Origin of the sequence: Nonomuraea sp. NPDC050790, from assembly GCF_044456745.1 — a bacterium.
Classification (GTDB): Bacteria; Actinomycetota; Actinomycetes; order Streptosporangiales; family Streptosporangiaceae; genus Nonomuraea.
The window spans coordinates 142,168-156,611 of record NZ_JBITGF010000006.1; the positions used below are offsets into that span (position 1 = coordinate 142,168).

Sequence of the window (14,444 nt, forward strand, 5' to 3'; positions counted from 1 at the left end):
GGCGCGCCGCGTCGGGAGGGCGTCAAAAGGTGATGGGCGCGCGTATGGAAGCCGTCAAGAACGGCAAAAGCCCCCAAATCACCCGCTTTGCTTACGGAAGCAAGCAACTTTCCGGAGCTGAGGAGTGGGGATGGCCGACGTCATCTTCGTCGTCCTGACGATCGCGTTGTTCGTGATCCTCGGGCTAGTGGTGAAGGCGGTGGAGCGCCTGTGAGCGCGATCAATGCCACCGGCCTGGTCGTGGCCGTCGGTCTGGTGATCTTCATGGTCGCGGCCCTGCTTTTCCCGGAGCGGTTCTAGTGGGCTGGATCTTCATCGCCTCCCTCGTCCTCGCGCTCGTCCTCACGCACAAGCCGCTGGGCGACTACATGCACCGCGTGTACACGAGCGCCAGGCACAACGTCGTGGAGCGCCTCATCTACCGCCTGCTCGGCGTCCAGGCCGACGCCGAGCAGCGCTGGGCCGTCTACGCGCGCGGCGTCCTGGCCTTCTCGGTCGTCTCCCTCCTCTTCCTGTACGGCCTGCAGCGCCTCCAGGACAAGCTCTTCCTGAGCCTGGGCTTCGCCCCCGTCCCCGACCACGTCGCCTGGAACACCGCCGTCAGCTTCGTCACCAACACGAACTGGCAGGCGTACTCCGGCGAGTCGACGATGGGCCACCTGGTCCAGATGTCCGGCCTGGCCGTGCAGAACTTCGTCTCGGCCGCGGTCGGCATGGCCGTCGCGATCACGCTGGTACGCGGCTTCGCCCGCAGGGGCACCGACACCCTCGGCAACTTCTGGGTGGACCTGGTGCGCGGCACCGTCCGCATCCTGCTGCCGATCGCCTTCGTCGGCGCGCTGATCCTGGTGGCGGGCGGCCTGGTGCAGAACTTCGCCGGACCGCACGAGATCGCCGGCCTGACCGGCCCCACGAACATGACCGGCGGCCCCGTGGCCAGCCAGGAGGTCATCAAGGAGCTCGGCACCAACGGCGGCGGGTTCTACAACACCAACTCGGCGCACCCGTTCGAGAACGCCACCTCCTGGACCAACTGGTTCGAGATCTTCCTCATCCTGCTGATTCCGTTCGCGCTCCCGCGCACCTTCGGCAAGATGGTCGGCCAGGTCCGCCAGGGCTACGCGATCGTCGCCGTCATGGGCGTCATCGCGCTGGTCAGCATCACGCTGACCAACGTCTTCGAACTGGCCGGCAACGCCACCGTCCCCCAGGCGATCGGCGCGGCGCTGGAGGGCAAGGACGTCAGGTTCGGCGTGGCCAACTCCGCCACGTTCGGCGCGGCCACCACGCTGACCAGCACCGGCGCCGTGAACTCCTTCCACGACTCCTACACGCCGTTCGGCGGCATGATGCTGCTGTTCAACATGATGCTCGGCGAGGTCGCCCCCGGCGGCGTCGGCGCCGGCCTCTACGGCATGCTCATCCTCGCCGTGATCACCGTCTTCGTGGCGGGCCTCATGGTGGGCCGCACGCCCGAGTACCTCGGCAAGAAGATCGGCGCCCGCGAGATGAAGCTGGCCTCGATGTACTTCCTGGTCACCCCGATTTTGGTCCTGACCGGCACCGCGCTGGCCATGGGCAACGAGGCGGGCCTGGCGGCGATGCTGAACGGCGGGCCGCACGGCTTCTCCGAGATCCTCTACGCCTTCACCAGCGCCTCGAACAACAACGGCTCGGCCTTCGGCGGCGTCACCGTCAACACCCCGTGGTACGACGTGGCGCTCGGCCTGTGCATGCTGCTGGGCCGCTTCCTGCCGATCATCTTCGTGCTCGCCCTGGCCGGTTCGCTGGCCCGGCAGACCCCGGTCCCGGACACCGCGGGCACGTTGCCGACGCACCGCCCGCAGTTCGTCGGCATGGTCGTCGGCGTGACGATCATCCTCGTCGCCCTGACCTTCCTCCCGGCGCTCGCGCTGGGGCCGCTCGCAGAAGGACTCCTGTCATGACGACCCAGACGGTCGAGACCCCCAAGAGCACCGGCCGGGTCGGTGGCGGCCTGCTCGATCCCCGGCAGATGGTGCGGTCGCTGCCGGACGCGGTCAGAAAGCTGAACCCGGCCACGCTGTGGCGCAACCCGGTGATGCTGATCGTGGAGATCGGCGCGGTGTTCACCACGGTCCTGGCGGTCGTGCGGCCCTCGTTCTTCGCCTGGGCGACCGTGGTGTGGCTCTGGCTGACGGTGCTGTTCGCCAACCTGGCCGAGGCGGTCGCGGAGGGCCGCGGCAAGGCCCAGGCGGCCACGCTGCGCAAGGCCAAGACCGACACGGTGGCGCGCAGGCAGTCCGGCGAGACGGTTCCCGCCACGCAGCTCCAGCAGGGCGACGTCGTGGTCGTCGAGGCCGGGGAGATCATCCCGGGCGACGGCGACGTCATCGAGGGCATCGCCTCGGTGGACGAGTCGGCCATCACCGGCGAGTCCGCCCCGGTCATCCGCGAGTCGGGCGGCGACCGCTCGGCGGTCACCGGCGGCACCAAGGTGCTGTCCGACCGAATCGTCGTCCGGATCACCCAGAAGCCGGGCGAGAGCTTCATCGACCGGATGATCGCCCTGGTCGAGGGCGCCAACCGGCAGAAGACGCCCAACGAGATCGCGCTGAACATCCTGCTGGCCGCGCTCACGGTCATCTTCCTGGTCGCCACCGTCACCATGCAGCCGATGGCGATCTGGGCCAAGGGCCAGAACCCCGGCATCCCGGACTCCCTGGCCCTCACCGCCGACGGCGTCAGCGGGATCGTCCTGGTCTCACTGCTGGTCTGCCTCATCCCGACCACGATCGGCGCGCTGCTGTCGGCGATCGGCATCGCCGGCATGGACCGCCTGGTCCAGCGCAACGTGCTGGCCATGTCCGGCCGCGCCGTCGAGGCCGCCGGCGACGTGTCCACGCTGCTGCTGGACAAGACCGGCACGATCACGCTGGGCAACCGCCAGGCGTCGGAGTTCGTCCCGGTCGCCGGCGTCACCGAGCAGGAGCTCGCCGAGGCGGCCCAGCTCTCCAGCCTCGCCGACGAGACGCCCGAGGGCCGCTCCGTCGTGGTCTTCGCCAAGGAGAGGTACGGCCTGCGCGAACGCGACGTGCACAACGCCTCCTGGGTGCCCTTCACCGCCCAGACCCGCATGTCCGGCGTCGATCTGGCACCGGATCCGGGTGCGCCCGACTCTGAGCGCAGGGAGATCCGCAAGGGCGCGGCCACCGCGGTCATGAAGTGGGTACGCGACGGCGGCGGCCACCCGACCGACGAGGTCGGCCACATCGTGGACGGCATCTCGGCCAGCGGCGGCACCCCGCTCGTCGTGGCCGAGAAGGGCCGTGTGCTGGGCGTCATCCACCTCAAGGACGTCGTCAAGGCGGGCATGCGCGAGCGCTTCGACGAGATGCGCCGCATGGGCATCCGCACCGTCATGATCACCGGCGACAACCCGCTGACCGCCAAGGCGATCGCGGACGAGGCCGGCGTGGACGACTTCCTGGCCGAGGCGACGCCCGAGGACAAGCTGGCGCTGATCAAGCAGGAGCAGGCGGGCGGCCGGCTGGTCGCGATGACCGGCGACGGCACCAACGACGCCCCCGCGCTCGCCCAGTCGGACGTCGGCGTGGCCATGAACACCGGCACCAGCGCCGCCAAAGAAGCCGGCAACATGGTCGACCTCGACTCCAACCCGACCAAGCTCATCGAGATCGTCGAGATCGGCAAGCAGCTGCTCATCACCCGAGGGGCGCTGACCACGTTCTCGATCGCCAACGACATCGCCAAGTACTTCGCGATCATCCCGGCGATGTTCGCGGCGGTCTACCCGGGCCTGGACACGCTGAACATCATGCGGCTGGCCAGCCCGCAGTCGGCGATCCTGTCCGCGGTCATCTTCAACGCGATCATCATCGTCGCGCTGATCCCGCTGGCCCTGCGCGGCGTCCGCTACCGGCCCTCCAGCGCCTCGAAGCTGCTCAGCCGCAACCTCTACGTCTACGGCCTGGGCGGCATCGTCGCCCCGTTCATCGGGATCAAGATCATTGATCTCCTCATCCAGTTCCTTCCGGGGATGTCTTAAATGGAACGTCTGCCTAGCTGGATCCGCCAGCACCTCGCGGCTGTCCGCGCGCTGCTCGTGCTGACCCTGGTCACCGGGGCGATCTACCCGCTCCTGGTGACCGGGGCGGCGCAGGCCGTGTTCAACCACCAGGCCAACGGCTCGATGACCGGGAAGGGCAGCGAGCTGATCGGCCAGAAGTTCACCGACCAGGACGGCAACCCGGTCAGGAAGTACTTCCAGAGCCGCCCGTCGGCGGCCGGTGACGGCTACGACATGCTGTCCACCGCCGCCAGCAACCTCGGCCCCGAGGACGTCCTGGACGTCCTGCCCGACCCGAACGGCGCCGACGACGCCGCCAAGGAGGGCCAGCAGTCGCTGCTCACCCAGGTCTGCGCCCGCTCCAAGGCGGCCGGCGAGCTGGAGGGCGTCAGTGGCGCCCGGCCGTTCTGCACGCCGGACGGCGTGGGCGCCGTGCTGAAGGTCTTCCCGGCCATCGGCACGCCCGCCCGGGCGGTCAGCGTCAACCAGGCGTGCCCGGCCCAGCCCTTCGTCGCCGCCTACCAGGGCGTCAAGGTCGAGTGCGGCCGGCCTGGCGAGGACTACGCGGCCGGCCGTACCGTGCCGGTGCGGGGGAGCGTCACCGACGTGAAGGTCCCCGCGGACGCGGTCACCGCCAGCGGGTCCGGACTGGACCCGCACATCTCGGTGGCCTACGCCGAGCTGCAGGCGCCCCGCGTGGCCAAGGAGCGCGGCAGGCCCGTCGAGGCGGTCAGGAAGCTGATCGCCGACAACACCACCGGCCGCGCGCTCGGCTTCATGGGCGAGCCCGCGGTCAACGTGCTCATGCTCAACCTGGCACTCGACAAGGAGTAGCGGATGCCGCGCGGCAAGCTGAGGGTCTACCTGGGCGCCGCACCAGGGGTGGGGAAGACCTTCGCGATGCTGGGTGAGGGCCGGCGGGCGCTGGAGCGGGGCAGGGACGTGGTCGTGGGCCTGGTCGAGACCCACGGCCGCCCCAACACCGAGGAGCTCCTGGACGGGATGGAGGTGATCTCCCGCAGGACGATGGTCCATCGGGGGGCCACCTTCACCGAACTCGACGTGGACGCCGTCCTGGCACGGGCGCCGAAGATCGCCCTCATCGACGAGCTGGCGCACACCAACGTCCCGGGTTCCAGGAACGCCAAGCGCTGGCAGGACATCGAGGAGATCCTCGACGCCGGCATCAGCGTCGTCTCCACCGTGAACGTGCAGCACCTGGAGTCGCTCAACGACGTCGTCCAGCAGATCACCGGCATCCCGCAGCGGGAGACCGTGCCCGACGAGGTGGTCCGCCGTGCCACCCAGATCGAGCTGGTCGACATGTCACCGGAGGCCCTGCGCCGCCGGATGGCCCACGGCAACATCTATGCCCCGGAGAAGGTCGATGCCGCCTTGTCCAACTACTTCAGGATCGGCAACCTCACCGCCCTGCGCGAGCTGGCCCTGCTGTGGGTCGCGGGCAAGGTCGACGAGCAGCTCGACCGCTACCGCAGCGACCACGGCATCAAGGGCACTTGGGAGGCGCGCGAGCGCGTCGTCGTCTGCCTGACCGGCGGCCCGGAGGGCGACACCCTGGTACGGCGGGCCGCCCGCATCGCCGCCCGCACCAAGGGCGCCGACCTGCTGGCCGTCCACGTGACCAGGGCGGACGGCCTGACCAGCGGCGACCCGGCCAGCCTGGCCAGGCAGCGCTCCCTGGTCGAGAGCATGGGCGGCACCTACCACCAGGTGGTCGGCGACGACGTCCCGCGCGCGCTGCTCGACTTCGCCCGCGGCGTCAACGCCACCCAGCTCGTCCTCGGCGCCTCCCGGCGCGGCAGGTTCGCGCAGATCTTCTCGCGCGGCGTCGGCGTGGACACCACGGCGCTGTCCGGCTCGATCGACGTGCACATGATCACGCACGAGGAGGCGAAGAAGGGCCGCCGCCGCCCCGCACGCACCAGGGCGGCGCTCACCCGGACCCGGCGGCTGGCCGGGTGGGTGGCGGCGGTGCTGGGCATGCCGCTGCTGACGGCGGGGCTCGTCCCGTTCCGGGAGGATCTGTCGCTGCCCAGCGAGATACTGTTCTTCCTGCTCATGACCGTCGGGGTGGCGCTGATCGGCGGCATGTGGCCGGCGATCACGGCGGCGGTGGGCGGGTCGCTGCTGCTCAACTACTTCTTCACGCCGCCGGTCAACGAGTTCACGATCAGCGATCCGGAGAACCTCTTCGCGCTCATCGTGTTCGTGGTGGTGGCCGCGGCCGTGTCCACGATCGTGGATCTGGCGGCCCGCCGTACCCGGGAGGCGGCGCGCGCGAGCGCGGACGCGGAGGTGCTCTCGACGCTGGCCGGGCACGTGCTGCGCGGGGAGTCGGCGGTCTCCGAGCTGCTCGTGCGGGTGCGTGAGACGTTCGGGCTGTCCTCGGTCACGCTGCTGGAACGCCTGCCGGACACCGGCAGGGCGCCCGACGACCACACCGACCCGGCGGCCTGGCGCATCGTCGCCACGACCGGCGGCACGCCGTGCACGACGCCGTCCGGCGGCGACACCGACGTGGTGATCGAGGAGGACCTCGTGCTCGCCGCCCGCGGCGGGCTGCTGGACGCCGCCGACCGGCGGGTGCTGGAGTCGTTCGCCGCGGAGATCGCGGTGGCGCTGCGCCAGCAGCGGCTGAAGGAGGAGGCGGAGCAGGCCAGGCCGCTGGCCGAGGCGGACAGGATGCGCACCGCGCTGCTGGCCGCCGTGAGCCACGACCTGCGCACGCCGCTGGCCTCGGCGAAGGCCGCGGTGGAGAGCCTGCGCAGCGACGAGATCGACTGGAGCCCCGAGGACCGCCGCGAGCTGCTGGCCACGGCCGACGAGTCGCTGGTGCGCCTCGACCGCCTGGTGGCGAACCTGCTCGACATGAGCCGGCTGCAGGCCGGCGTGCTGGGGGTGGGGCTGGAGGCGGTGGCGCTCGAAGAGGTGGTGCCCAGGGCCGTGGACGACCTCGGGCCGCTGCGCGACCGGGTCGAGGGCGACGTCTCCGTCGAACTGCCCGAGATCGTCGCCGACCCCGCGCTGCTCGAACGCGTACTGGTCAACCTGATGTCCAACGCCGTCCGCTACAGCCCGCCCGAGCAGAAGGTGGTCATCACGGCGAGCTGGCACGGCCGGCACGTCGAGATCCGGGTGATCGACCGCGGCCCCGGCATCCCGCAGGACGCCCACGACCGTGTCTTCCTGCCCTTCCAGCGCCTGGGTGACCGCGACAACCACACCGGCGTCGGCCTGGGCCTGGCCCTCTCCCGGGGCCTGGCCGAGGCGATGGGCGGCACGCTGGTCCCCGACGAGACACCGGGGGGCGGTCTCACCATGATCCTCACGATGCCCATCAAGGAGCGGCCCGCATGACCAGAATCCTCGTCGTCGACGACGAGCCGCAGATCCTGCGGGCGCTGCGCATCAACCTGGTCGCCCGCCACTACGAGGTGGCGGTGGCCCACGACGGCGGCGCGGCCCTGCGGGAGGCCGCGGACTGGCATCCGGACCTGGTCATCCTCGACCTCGGGCTGCCCGACCTCGACGGCGTGGACGTCATCCACGGCCTGCGCGGCTGGACCACCGTCCCGATCATCGTCCTGTCCGGCCGGGCCGGGAACCAGGACAAGGTGGACGCCCTGGACGCCGGGGCCGACGACTACGTCACCAAGCCCTTCGGCATCGACGAGCTCCTGGCCCGCGTCAGGGCCGTCACCCGCCGCACCACGCTGCACGAGTCGGAGCTGGCGCGGGTCAAGGTGGGCGAGCACCTGGTCGACCTCACCAGCAAGACCGTCTCGGGCGAGGTACGGCTGACGCCCACCGAATGGCACATCCTCGAACTCCTGCTGCGCAACCCCGGCAAGCTGGTCAGCCAGCGGCAGATCCTCACCGAGGTCTGGGGGGTGAAGTACGTCAAGGAGACCCACTACCTGCGCCAGTACATGGCCCAGCTCCGCCGCAAACTGGAGCCCGACGCCGCCCACCCCGCGCACCTGATCACCGAACCCGGCATGGGCTACCGCTTCCAGCCTTGACCCCCGGACACGCGGAAGCCGCGCTCGTGCTCTGCGAACGCGGCTTTCCGCACGGCCGCCGGCCTCTGCCGGCTTCGGGGAGAGGCTAGGCGAGGACCTCCACGAGGAGGGTGATGGCCGCGGCGATGGCGATCAGCGCGAGGAGCCCGAGCGCCTCGGGACGCGGCTTCTGGGGGCGCATCAATGCTCCTTCCAACACGGATGGGTAGAACCACTCCTATGCCCAAAAGGCCGCATTTCACGCAGGAATCGGTCGCAGATCACACGCATCAGGCCGCTCCCGCGCCGCTACGGGCCATGACGCCGGCCGGATCGACGACGACGCCGATGACGTCGAGGTCGCGGAGCATGCCGCGCAGGGCCGGTTCGCTGAGCCGTACCCAGGGCTGGGCGGTGCCGAGCACCGCGGCCAGGCGGAGCGGCGAGCTGAAGGCCACCGCCGTCGGCTTCCCCGAGGCGGTGCGGAACAGGCGGAGCGAGGCGCTGAACCGGCCCTGATGGACCGGGACGAAGAGTGACATTTCATCTCCAGGGATGCGTCGTGGCAGTAGGTGACGCTAGGTCCGGGAGTGGGGGTGGTGGGGTGTTCGCCATGCGATCCCTACGCGGGAAGCCGCAACATTGACGCCGTGCCGATATCGCGTCAACAAGGCGCAGAAATTGCGATATATGCCGTTGTGAACGCATAAATGGTGGTTGTGCGATATGTCGGGAAAAGGCTCCTATGGGAGTCGTGAGTCTTGAAGCACAACCTCCCGGTGACCGGCATCGGCTGAGCGTCGTCGGCGGGCTGGCCGCGCTCTCGCTGGACGCGATGGCCTCGGTCGCCTACGGACCCGAGGCCATCGTCCTGGTCCTGGCCCTGGCCGGCGGCGCCGGTCTCGGGTTCACCATCCCGGTCACGCTGACCATCGCGGCGCTGCTGGCCGTGCTGACGTTCTCCTACCGGCAGGTCATCGCCGCCTTCCCCCAGGGCGGCGGCGCGTACGGCGTGGCCAAGGCCCACCTCGGCCGCAAGGCCGGACTGGTGGCCGGCGCCTCGCTCATCATCGACTACGTGCTCAACGTGGCCGTCTCCGTGGCGGCCGGCGTCGCCGCGCTCACCTCGGCGGTGCCCGCGCTGCTGCCGTACACGGTGTGGCTGTGCCTGGGCGTGCTCGCGCTCATCACCGCGATCAACCTCAGGGGCATCGCCCACAGCGCCCGCGCGTTCGTGGTGCCCACGCTCGTCTACGTCGGCGCGATCATGCTGGTGATCGTGGCCGGGCTGGTGCGCGGCGAGGCCGCCGTCGACCCCGGCCACACCGCCACGAGCCTGCAGACGGTGGGCGTGCTCCTGCTGCTGAAGGCGTTCGCGAACGGCTGCGCCTCGCTGACCGGCGTGGAGGCCATCGCCAACGCCGTGCCCTCGTTCAGGCAGCCGAGGGTCAGGCGGGCCCAGAACGCCGAGGTCGCGCTCGGCGCGCTGCTGGCCGTCATGCTGATCGGCATCGCGGCCCTGATCGAGAAGTTCTCGATCGCCCCGGTCGAGGGGATGACCGTGCTCGCCCAGGTCACGCGGGCCGCGCTGGGCGACGGGTGGTTGTTCTACCTGGTGCAGTTCGCCACCGTCGTGCTGCTCGCGCTGGCCGCCAACACCTCTTTCGGCGGCCTGCCCGTGCTGGCCCGGCTGCTGGCCGCCGACAACAACCTGCCGCACCTGTTCGCGCTGCGCGCCGAGCGCCAGGTCCACCGGTACGGCATCGCCTTCCTCACCGTCACCAGCGCCGTCCTGCTGGTCGCAGCCCAGGGCGACATGAACCTGCTGGTCCCCCTGTTCGCCATCGGCGTCTTCGTCGGCTTCACGCTCTCCCAGACCGGCATGGTCCGCCACTGGCTGGCCGCGCGCCCGGCGGGCTGGCGCTGGAAGGTGGCACTCAACGGCTTCGGCGCCCTGCTGACCGGGGTGGCCGCGGTCGTGGTGACCGTCTCGAAGTTCGCGGAGGGCGGGTGGCTCGTCGCCGTCGCCCTGCCGCTGATGGTGGCGGCGATGACGTGGGTCAACCGGTCGTACACGCGCATCGGCGACCGGCTCGAACTCGGCCGCACGCCCGCCCCGCCGCGCCCGCGGCGCTCGCTGGTCGTGGTGCCGGTCCACGCGGTCAACCGGCTCAGCCGCGACGCGCTGGCCGCCGCCCTCTCGCTCGGCGACCGCGTGGTGGCCGTCAACATCGTTCACCCGGAGGACGAGGGGGAAGCCCGCCGCTTCGTCGAGGACTGGGAGCGCTGGCACCCCGAGGTCGAGCTGGTCCAGCTCTTCGACGCCCGGGGCCGCCTCGACGACCCGCTGGTCACCTATCTGCGCCAGGCGCCCGAGACCCACGTGTTCGTGCTGATCGCCGAGGTCGAGCCCGAACACGCGTGGCAGCGCCTGCTGCAGAACCAGCGCGGCGCCGTGCTGGCCAGGGCGCTGCGCAGGCGTACCGACGCGGTGGTGTGCAGGATGCGCTTCCGGCTGCGCGAGCGGGTCCCGGTCCAGCCGTGCCGGAAAGCCGTCTAGCTCTCTCCGAAGAAGGCTCGCAGGTCGGCGACGAGCAGGTCAGGCTGCTCCAGCCCCAGGTACGCCCCGCCGCGGTCGAACTCGGTCCACCTGGCGACGTTCGTCTCCTGCTCGGCCAGGGCGCGCACGGTCACGTCGCCGGCCGCCACCGCGAACGCGGTCGGCACCGTGACCGGCGCCTTCGGGCCCCAGGCGTTCGGGTCCTCGGAGACGTCGCGGTAGCTCTGCGCGATCGAGCCCTGCGTGCCGGTGAACCACTGGGTGCTGACCTCGGTGAGGATGCGGTCGCGGGAGAAGGCGTCCTCGGGCAGCTCGGCGCTGTCGTCGGTCCACTCCTTGAACTTCTCCACGATCCACGCGGCCTGGCCGACGGGCGAGTCGTGCAGCCCGTGCGCGATCGTCTGCGGACGCGTGGTCATGATGATGTTGAAGCCCATCCCGTCCTGCATGAACCGCTGGATGAGGCCCAGCCGCCGCTGCTCGTCCTCGTTCAGCTCGGGCAGGTCCCCGGCCGGGATCGTGACGTAGGCGTTGACGTGGATCCCGGCCAGCCGCTCCGGCACCTGGCGGCCCAGCTCCATCGACAGGTTGGCGCCGCCGCCTCCGCCGTGGGCGCCGTAGCGCTCGTAGCCGAGGCTCGCCATCAGCTCCGCGAACACCCCCGCGGTACGCGGCACCGTCCATCCCGTGCTGGCCACCGGCGTGGAGAAGCCGAAGCCCGGCGCGGTCGGCGCGACGACGTGGAAGTCGCGCGAGAGCGGCGTCAGCACGTCCAGCAGGCCGATGATGCCGCCGGGGTTGTCGTGCATGAGCAGCAGCGGCAGCGCGTCCTCCCGCTCGGCGCGCAGGTGCCGGAAGTGCACCGTCTGCCCGCCGATCTCGGTCCGGTACTGCGGCCACTGGTTCAGCTCCGCCTCGGCCTTGCGCCAGTCGAAGTCGTTGGCCCAGTAGTCGGCCAGGCCCTTCAGGTAGTCGACGGGTACGCCGCGGGCCCAGCCGGCGCCGGGCAACTCGGGCGACCAGCGCGTACGGCGGAGCCGTTCACGCAGGTCATCAAGGTCTTCTTGGGGGATCTCGATCTGGAAGGGCGTCATGGCCGCGACATTAGCCCGTGGGTGAAACCGGGTGAATGAGTCATCTCATAGGTAATAGGCTGCGACACGTGCTGTGGGGGCGCGACGGCGAGCAGGCCGCGCTGAACCAGTTGCTGGCAGAGGCCCGGGAGGGCGTCGGCGGCGCGCTGGTGGTGCGCGGTGATCCGGGCATCGGCAAGACCTCTCTACTCGACCATGCCGCCTCGGCGGCGGGACCGACCCGGGTGCTGCGCGGCGCCGGTGTCGAGTCCGAGGCCGAACTGCCCTACGCGGGGCTGCACCTGCTGCTGCAGCCGGTGCTGGGGCACCTGCCGTACCTGCCGCCGCTGCAGGCCGACGCGCTGCGCGGCGCCTTCGGCCTCGGCCCCGCCGCCCCCGACCGCTTCCTCGTCGGGCTCGGCGTGCTGTCCCTGCTGTCGGAACTGGCCACGCCGGACGGCCTGCTCTGCCTGGTCGACGACGCCCACTGGCTCGACCACGCCTCCGCCGACGCGCTGCTCGTCGCCGCCCGGCGCCTGGACGCCGACGGCGTGCTCCTCCTGTTCGCCGCCCGCGAGCCGGGCTTCCCCGCGCCCGGCCTGCCCGAGGTGCGGCTCGGCGCGCTGCGGCCCGCCGACGCCGCCGCCCTGCTCGACGCCACCGCCGGCGACCTGCCCGCCGAGCTGCGCCACCGCGTGCTCGCCGAGGCGGGCGGCAACCCGCTGGCGCTCGTCGAGCTGCCCAAGTCGCTCGGCCTGCACCCGCTGACCGGGCGGCTGCGGGAGGCGTTCCAGCACCGCGCGGGCGCGCTGCCCGCCTCCGCCAGAACGCTGCTGACCGTCGCCGCCCTCGACGGCACCGGCCACCTCGACGTCGTGCTGGCCGCCGGGCGCGCGCTGGGCGGCACCGCCGCCGACCTGGCGGAGATCCGGCAGAGCGGGCTGGTCACGATCGAGGGGCGCCGCCTGGGGTTCCGTCATCCGCTCGTGCGGGCCGCCGTCCAGGGCGCCGCCGGTGAGGAGGTACGGCTGGCCGTACACGCCGCCTTGGCCGCGGCGCTGGACGACCCGCGCGACGCCGACCGGCGGGCCTGGCACCAGGCGGCCGCCGCGACCGCGCCCGACGACCGGCTCGCCGACGAACTGGAGGGCACCGCCAAGCGCGCGGCCGAGCGCGGCGGCGGCGCGGCGGCCTCCGCCGCCTACCAGCGGGCCGCCGAGCTCAGCGCGGACCCGCACGACCGCGCCAGGCGGCTCACGCTGGCCGCCGAGGCCGCCGAGCACGGCGGCCGCTTCGACCACGCCCGCGCCATCGCCGAGCACGCCGGCCGCGTCCACGACGACCCCGAGCTGACCTCCCGCCTGCTGCGGGTGCGGGCCTGCGCCGACTACGGGATGGGGCTACTGCCGAGCGCCCACGCGCAGTTGTCGATCGGGATCGACCACCTCGCCGCCGACGACCCGCGCGCCGCCGCCTGGCTGCTGCTCGACGCCTCCTCGCTCATCTGGCTGGACGGCGACCGCGACATGGCGATCAGGACCGACCGGCAGCTCGCCGACCTGCGGCTGCCGGAAAGCGACCCGGTGACGCCGGTGTACCTGCTGTGCCGGTGGTTCGCCGCGCTCGCCCTGCGCAGGCCCGCCGAGGGGCTGCCGCCGCTGCCCGAGGTGGTGGCCGCCGCCCGCGAGCTGGCCGAACTCGACCGCCGCGGCCTGCTCCTGGTCGGCGCGCTCGGCCTGGCCCAGCCCGACCGGCACACCCACGACCTGGCGACCAGGGTCACCGCCCAGGCCAGGGAGGAGAGCCGGGTCGGCCTGCTGCCGCAGGCGCTGACGTACCTCGCGAGCACGCAGCTCGCGCTCGGCTGGCACGCCGACGCCCGCGCCCACGCCGGCGAGGCGGTCAGGATCGCCCGCGACACCGCCCAGCCGCAGTGGGCGACCCAGGCCGGCGCGCTGCTGGCCCACCTGGGCGCGATCGAGGGCGACGAGGGCGCGTGCGAGGGCTTCCCCGAGGCGCGGGCGCTGCTCGACCTCGGGCTCGGCCGCGCCGAGCCGGCCCTGCTCGCCCTTGAGGACCTCCTGTACGGCAGGGCCCGCAACCAGATCGCCGCCATGCGCGTCGTCCCCGACCTGGTGGAGGCGGCGGTGCGGTGCGGCCGGCCGACCAGGGCCGCCAAGCCGCTGGCCAGGTTCGCCGAGTGGACCGCCATCCTCGACCAGCCGTGGGCGCACGCGCTGGCCCACCGCTGCCACGCCCTGGTCGAGCCGGAGGAGGAGCACTTCACCGCCGCGCTCGCACTGCACCCGCGCCCGTTCGAGCGGGCCCGCACCCAGTTGCTCTACGGCGAGTGGCTGCGGCGGGCCAGGCGGCGCGTGGACGCCCGCCCGCCGCTGACCTCGGCGCTCCAGACCTTCGACCGGCTCGGCGCCCATCCGTGGTCGGCGCGGGCCAGGGCCGAGCTCGACGCGGCGGGCTGGGCCACCTCGCGCTCGGGCGCCCGCGACCCGCTGGCCGCGCTCACCCCGCAGGAACGCCAGATCGTGCAGCTCGCCGCGCAGGGGCTGGCCAACAGGGAGATCGCCGCCCGGCTGTTCCTCAGCCCGCGCACCGTCGGCCAGCACCTCTACAAGGCCTTCCCCAAGCTGGGCGTCAGCTCGCGCACCGAGCTGGCCGCCCTGTCGCGGGCCGCGGACTGAGCTTCAGTCCTCGGCCACTGC

The 14,444-nt window shown here is 71.9% G+C and carries 10 protein-coding genes; 8 read left to right on the top strand and 2 right to left on the bottom strand.

Annotation, left to right across the window (positions count from 1 at the left end; genetic code table 11):
* Nucleotides 1–210 precede the first annotated feature (210 nt).
* Genes kdpF through ACIBEJ_RS30090 form a run of 6 tightly spaced genes read left to right on the top strand, consistent with a single transcriptional unit; the run spans nt 211 to nt 8,112 of the window.
* Nucleotides 211–300, top strand: a complete 90-nt coding sequence (gene kdpF / locus ACIBEJ_RS30065; RefSeq protein ID WP_184972245.1) for a K(+)-transporting ATPase subunit F — start codon at nt 211–213, stop codon at nt 298–300.
* Nucleotides 300–1,946 carry a potassium-transporting ATPase subunit KdpA gene (gene kdpA / locus ACIBEJ_RS30070; protein WP_397186226.1) on the top strand — a complete coding sequence of 549 codons (1,647 nt, stop codon included), beginning with the start codon at nt 300–302 and terminating at the stop codon, nt 1,944–1,946. The genes kdpF and kdpA overlap by 1 nt, the downstream gene beginning before the upstream one ends.
* Nucleotides 1,943–4,048 carry a potassium-transporting ATPase subunit KdpB gene (kdpB, locus tag ACIBEJ_RS30075; protein WP_397186227.1) on the top strand — a complete coding sequence of 702 codons (2,106 nt, stop codon included), beginning with the start codon at nt 1,943–1,945 and terminating at the stop codon, nt 4,046–4,048. The genes kdpA and kdpB overlap by 4 nt, the downstream gene beginning before the upstream one ends.
* Nucleotides 4,049–4,903, top strand: coding sequence for a potassium-transporting ATPase subunit C (locus ACIBEJ_RS30080; protein ID WP_397186228.1), 855 nt, complete (start codon nt 4,049–4,051; stop codon nt 4,901–4,903). It abuts the gene before it with no gap.
* Between the two features lie 3 nt (nt 4,904–4,906).
* The gene (locus tag ACIBEJ_RS30085; RefSeq protein WP_397186229.1) at nt 4,907–7,447 is read left to right on the top strand and encodes a DUF4118 domain-containing protein; all 2,541 of its coding nucleotides are present in this window, start codon (nt 4,907–4,909) and stop codon (nt 7,445–7,447) included.
* Nucleotides 7,444–8,112, top strand: a complete 669-nt coding sequence (locus ACIBEJ_RS30090; protein ID WP_397186230.1) for a response regulator — start codon at nt 7,444–7,446, stop codon at nt 8,110–8,112. Before ACIBEJ_RS30085 ends, ACIBEJ_RS30090 begins: the two co-directional genes overlap by 4 nt.
* Before the next feature lie 269 nt (nt 8,113–8,381).
* Here the strand turns inward: ACIBEJ_RS30090 and ACIBEJ_RS30095 are convergent, their stop codons facing one another.
* Nucleotides 8,382–8,633 carry an SAV_915 family protein gene (locus ACIBEJ_RS30095; protein WP_397186231.1) on the bottom strand — a complete coding sequence of 84 codons (252 nt, stop codon included), beginning with the start codon at nt 8,631–8,633 and terminating at the stop codon, nt 8,382–8,384.
* A gap of 212 nt (nt 8,634–8,845) precedes the next feature.
* On the opposite strand from ACIBEJ_RS30095, the gene ACIBEJ_RS30100 reads away from it, so the two are divergent.
* A complete protein-coding gene (locus ACIBEJ_RS30100; RefSeq protein ID WP_397186232.1) occupies nt 8,846–10,651 on the top strand; it encodes an APC family permease in 1,806 nt (601 codons plus the stop codon).
* Here ACIBEJ_RS30100 and ACIBEJ_RS30105 read toward each other — a convergent pair.
* Nucleotides 10,648–11,745 (bottom strand): epoxide hydrolase family protein, encoded by a 1,098-nt coding sequence (locus ACIBEJ_RS30105; RefSeq protein WP_397186233.1) that lies wholly within the window; start codon nt 11,743–11,745, stop codon nt 10,648–10,650. The two genes, ACIBEJ_RS30100 and ACIBEJ_RS30105, sit on opposite strands and share 4 nt — an antisense overlap.
* Nucleotides 11,746–11,813: 68 nt before the next feature.
* On the opposite strand from ACIBEJ_RS30105, the gene ACIBEJ_RS30110 reads away from it, so the two are divergent.
* The gene (locus ACIBEJ_RS30110; protein WP_397186234.1) at nt 11,814–14,423 is read left to right on the top strand and encodes an AAA family ATPase; all 2,610 of its coding nucleotides are present in this window, start codon (nt 11,814–11,816) and stop codon (nt 14,421–14,423) included.
* Nucleotides 14,424–14,444: the final 21 nt, after the last annotated feature.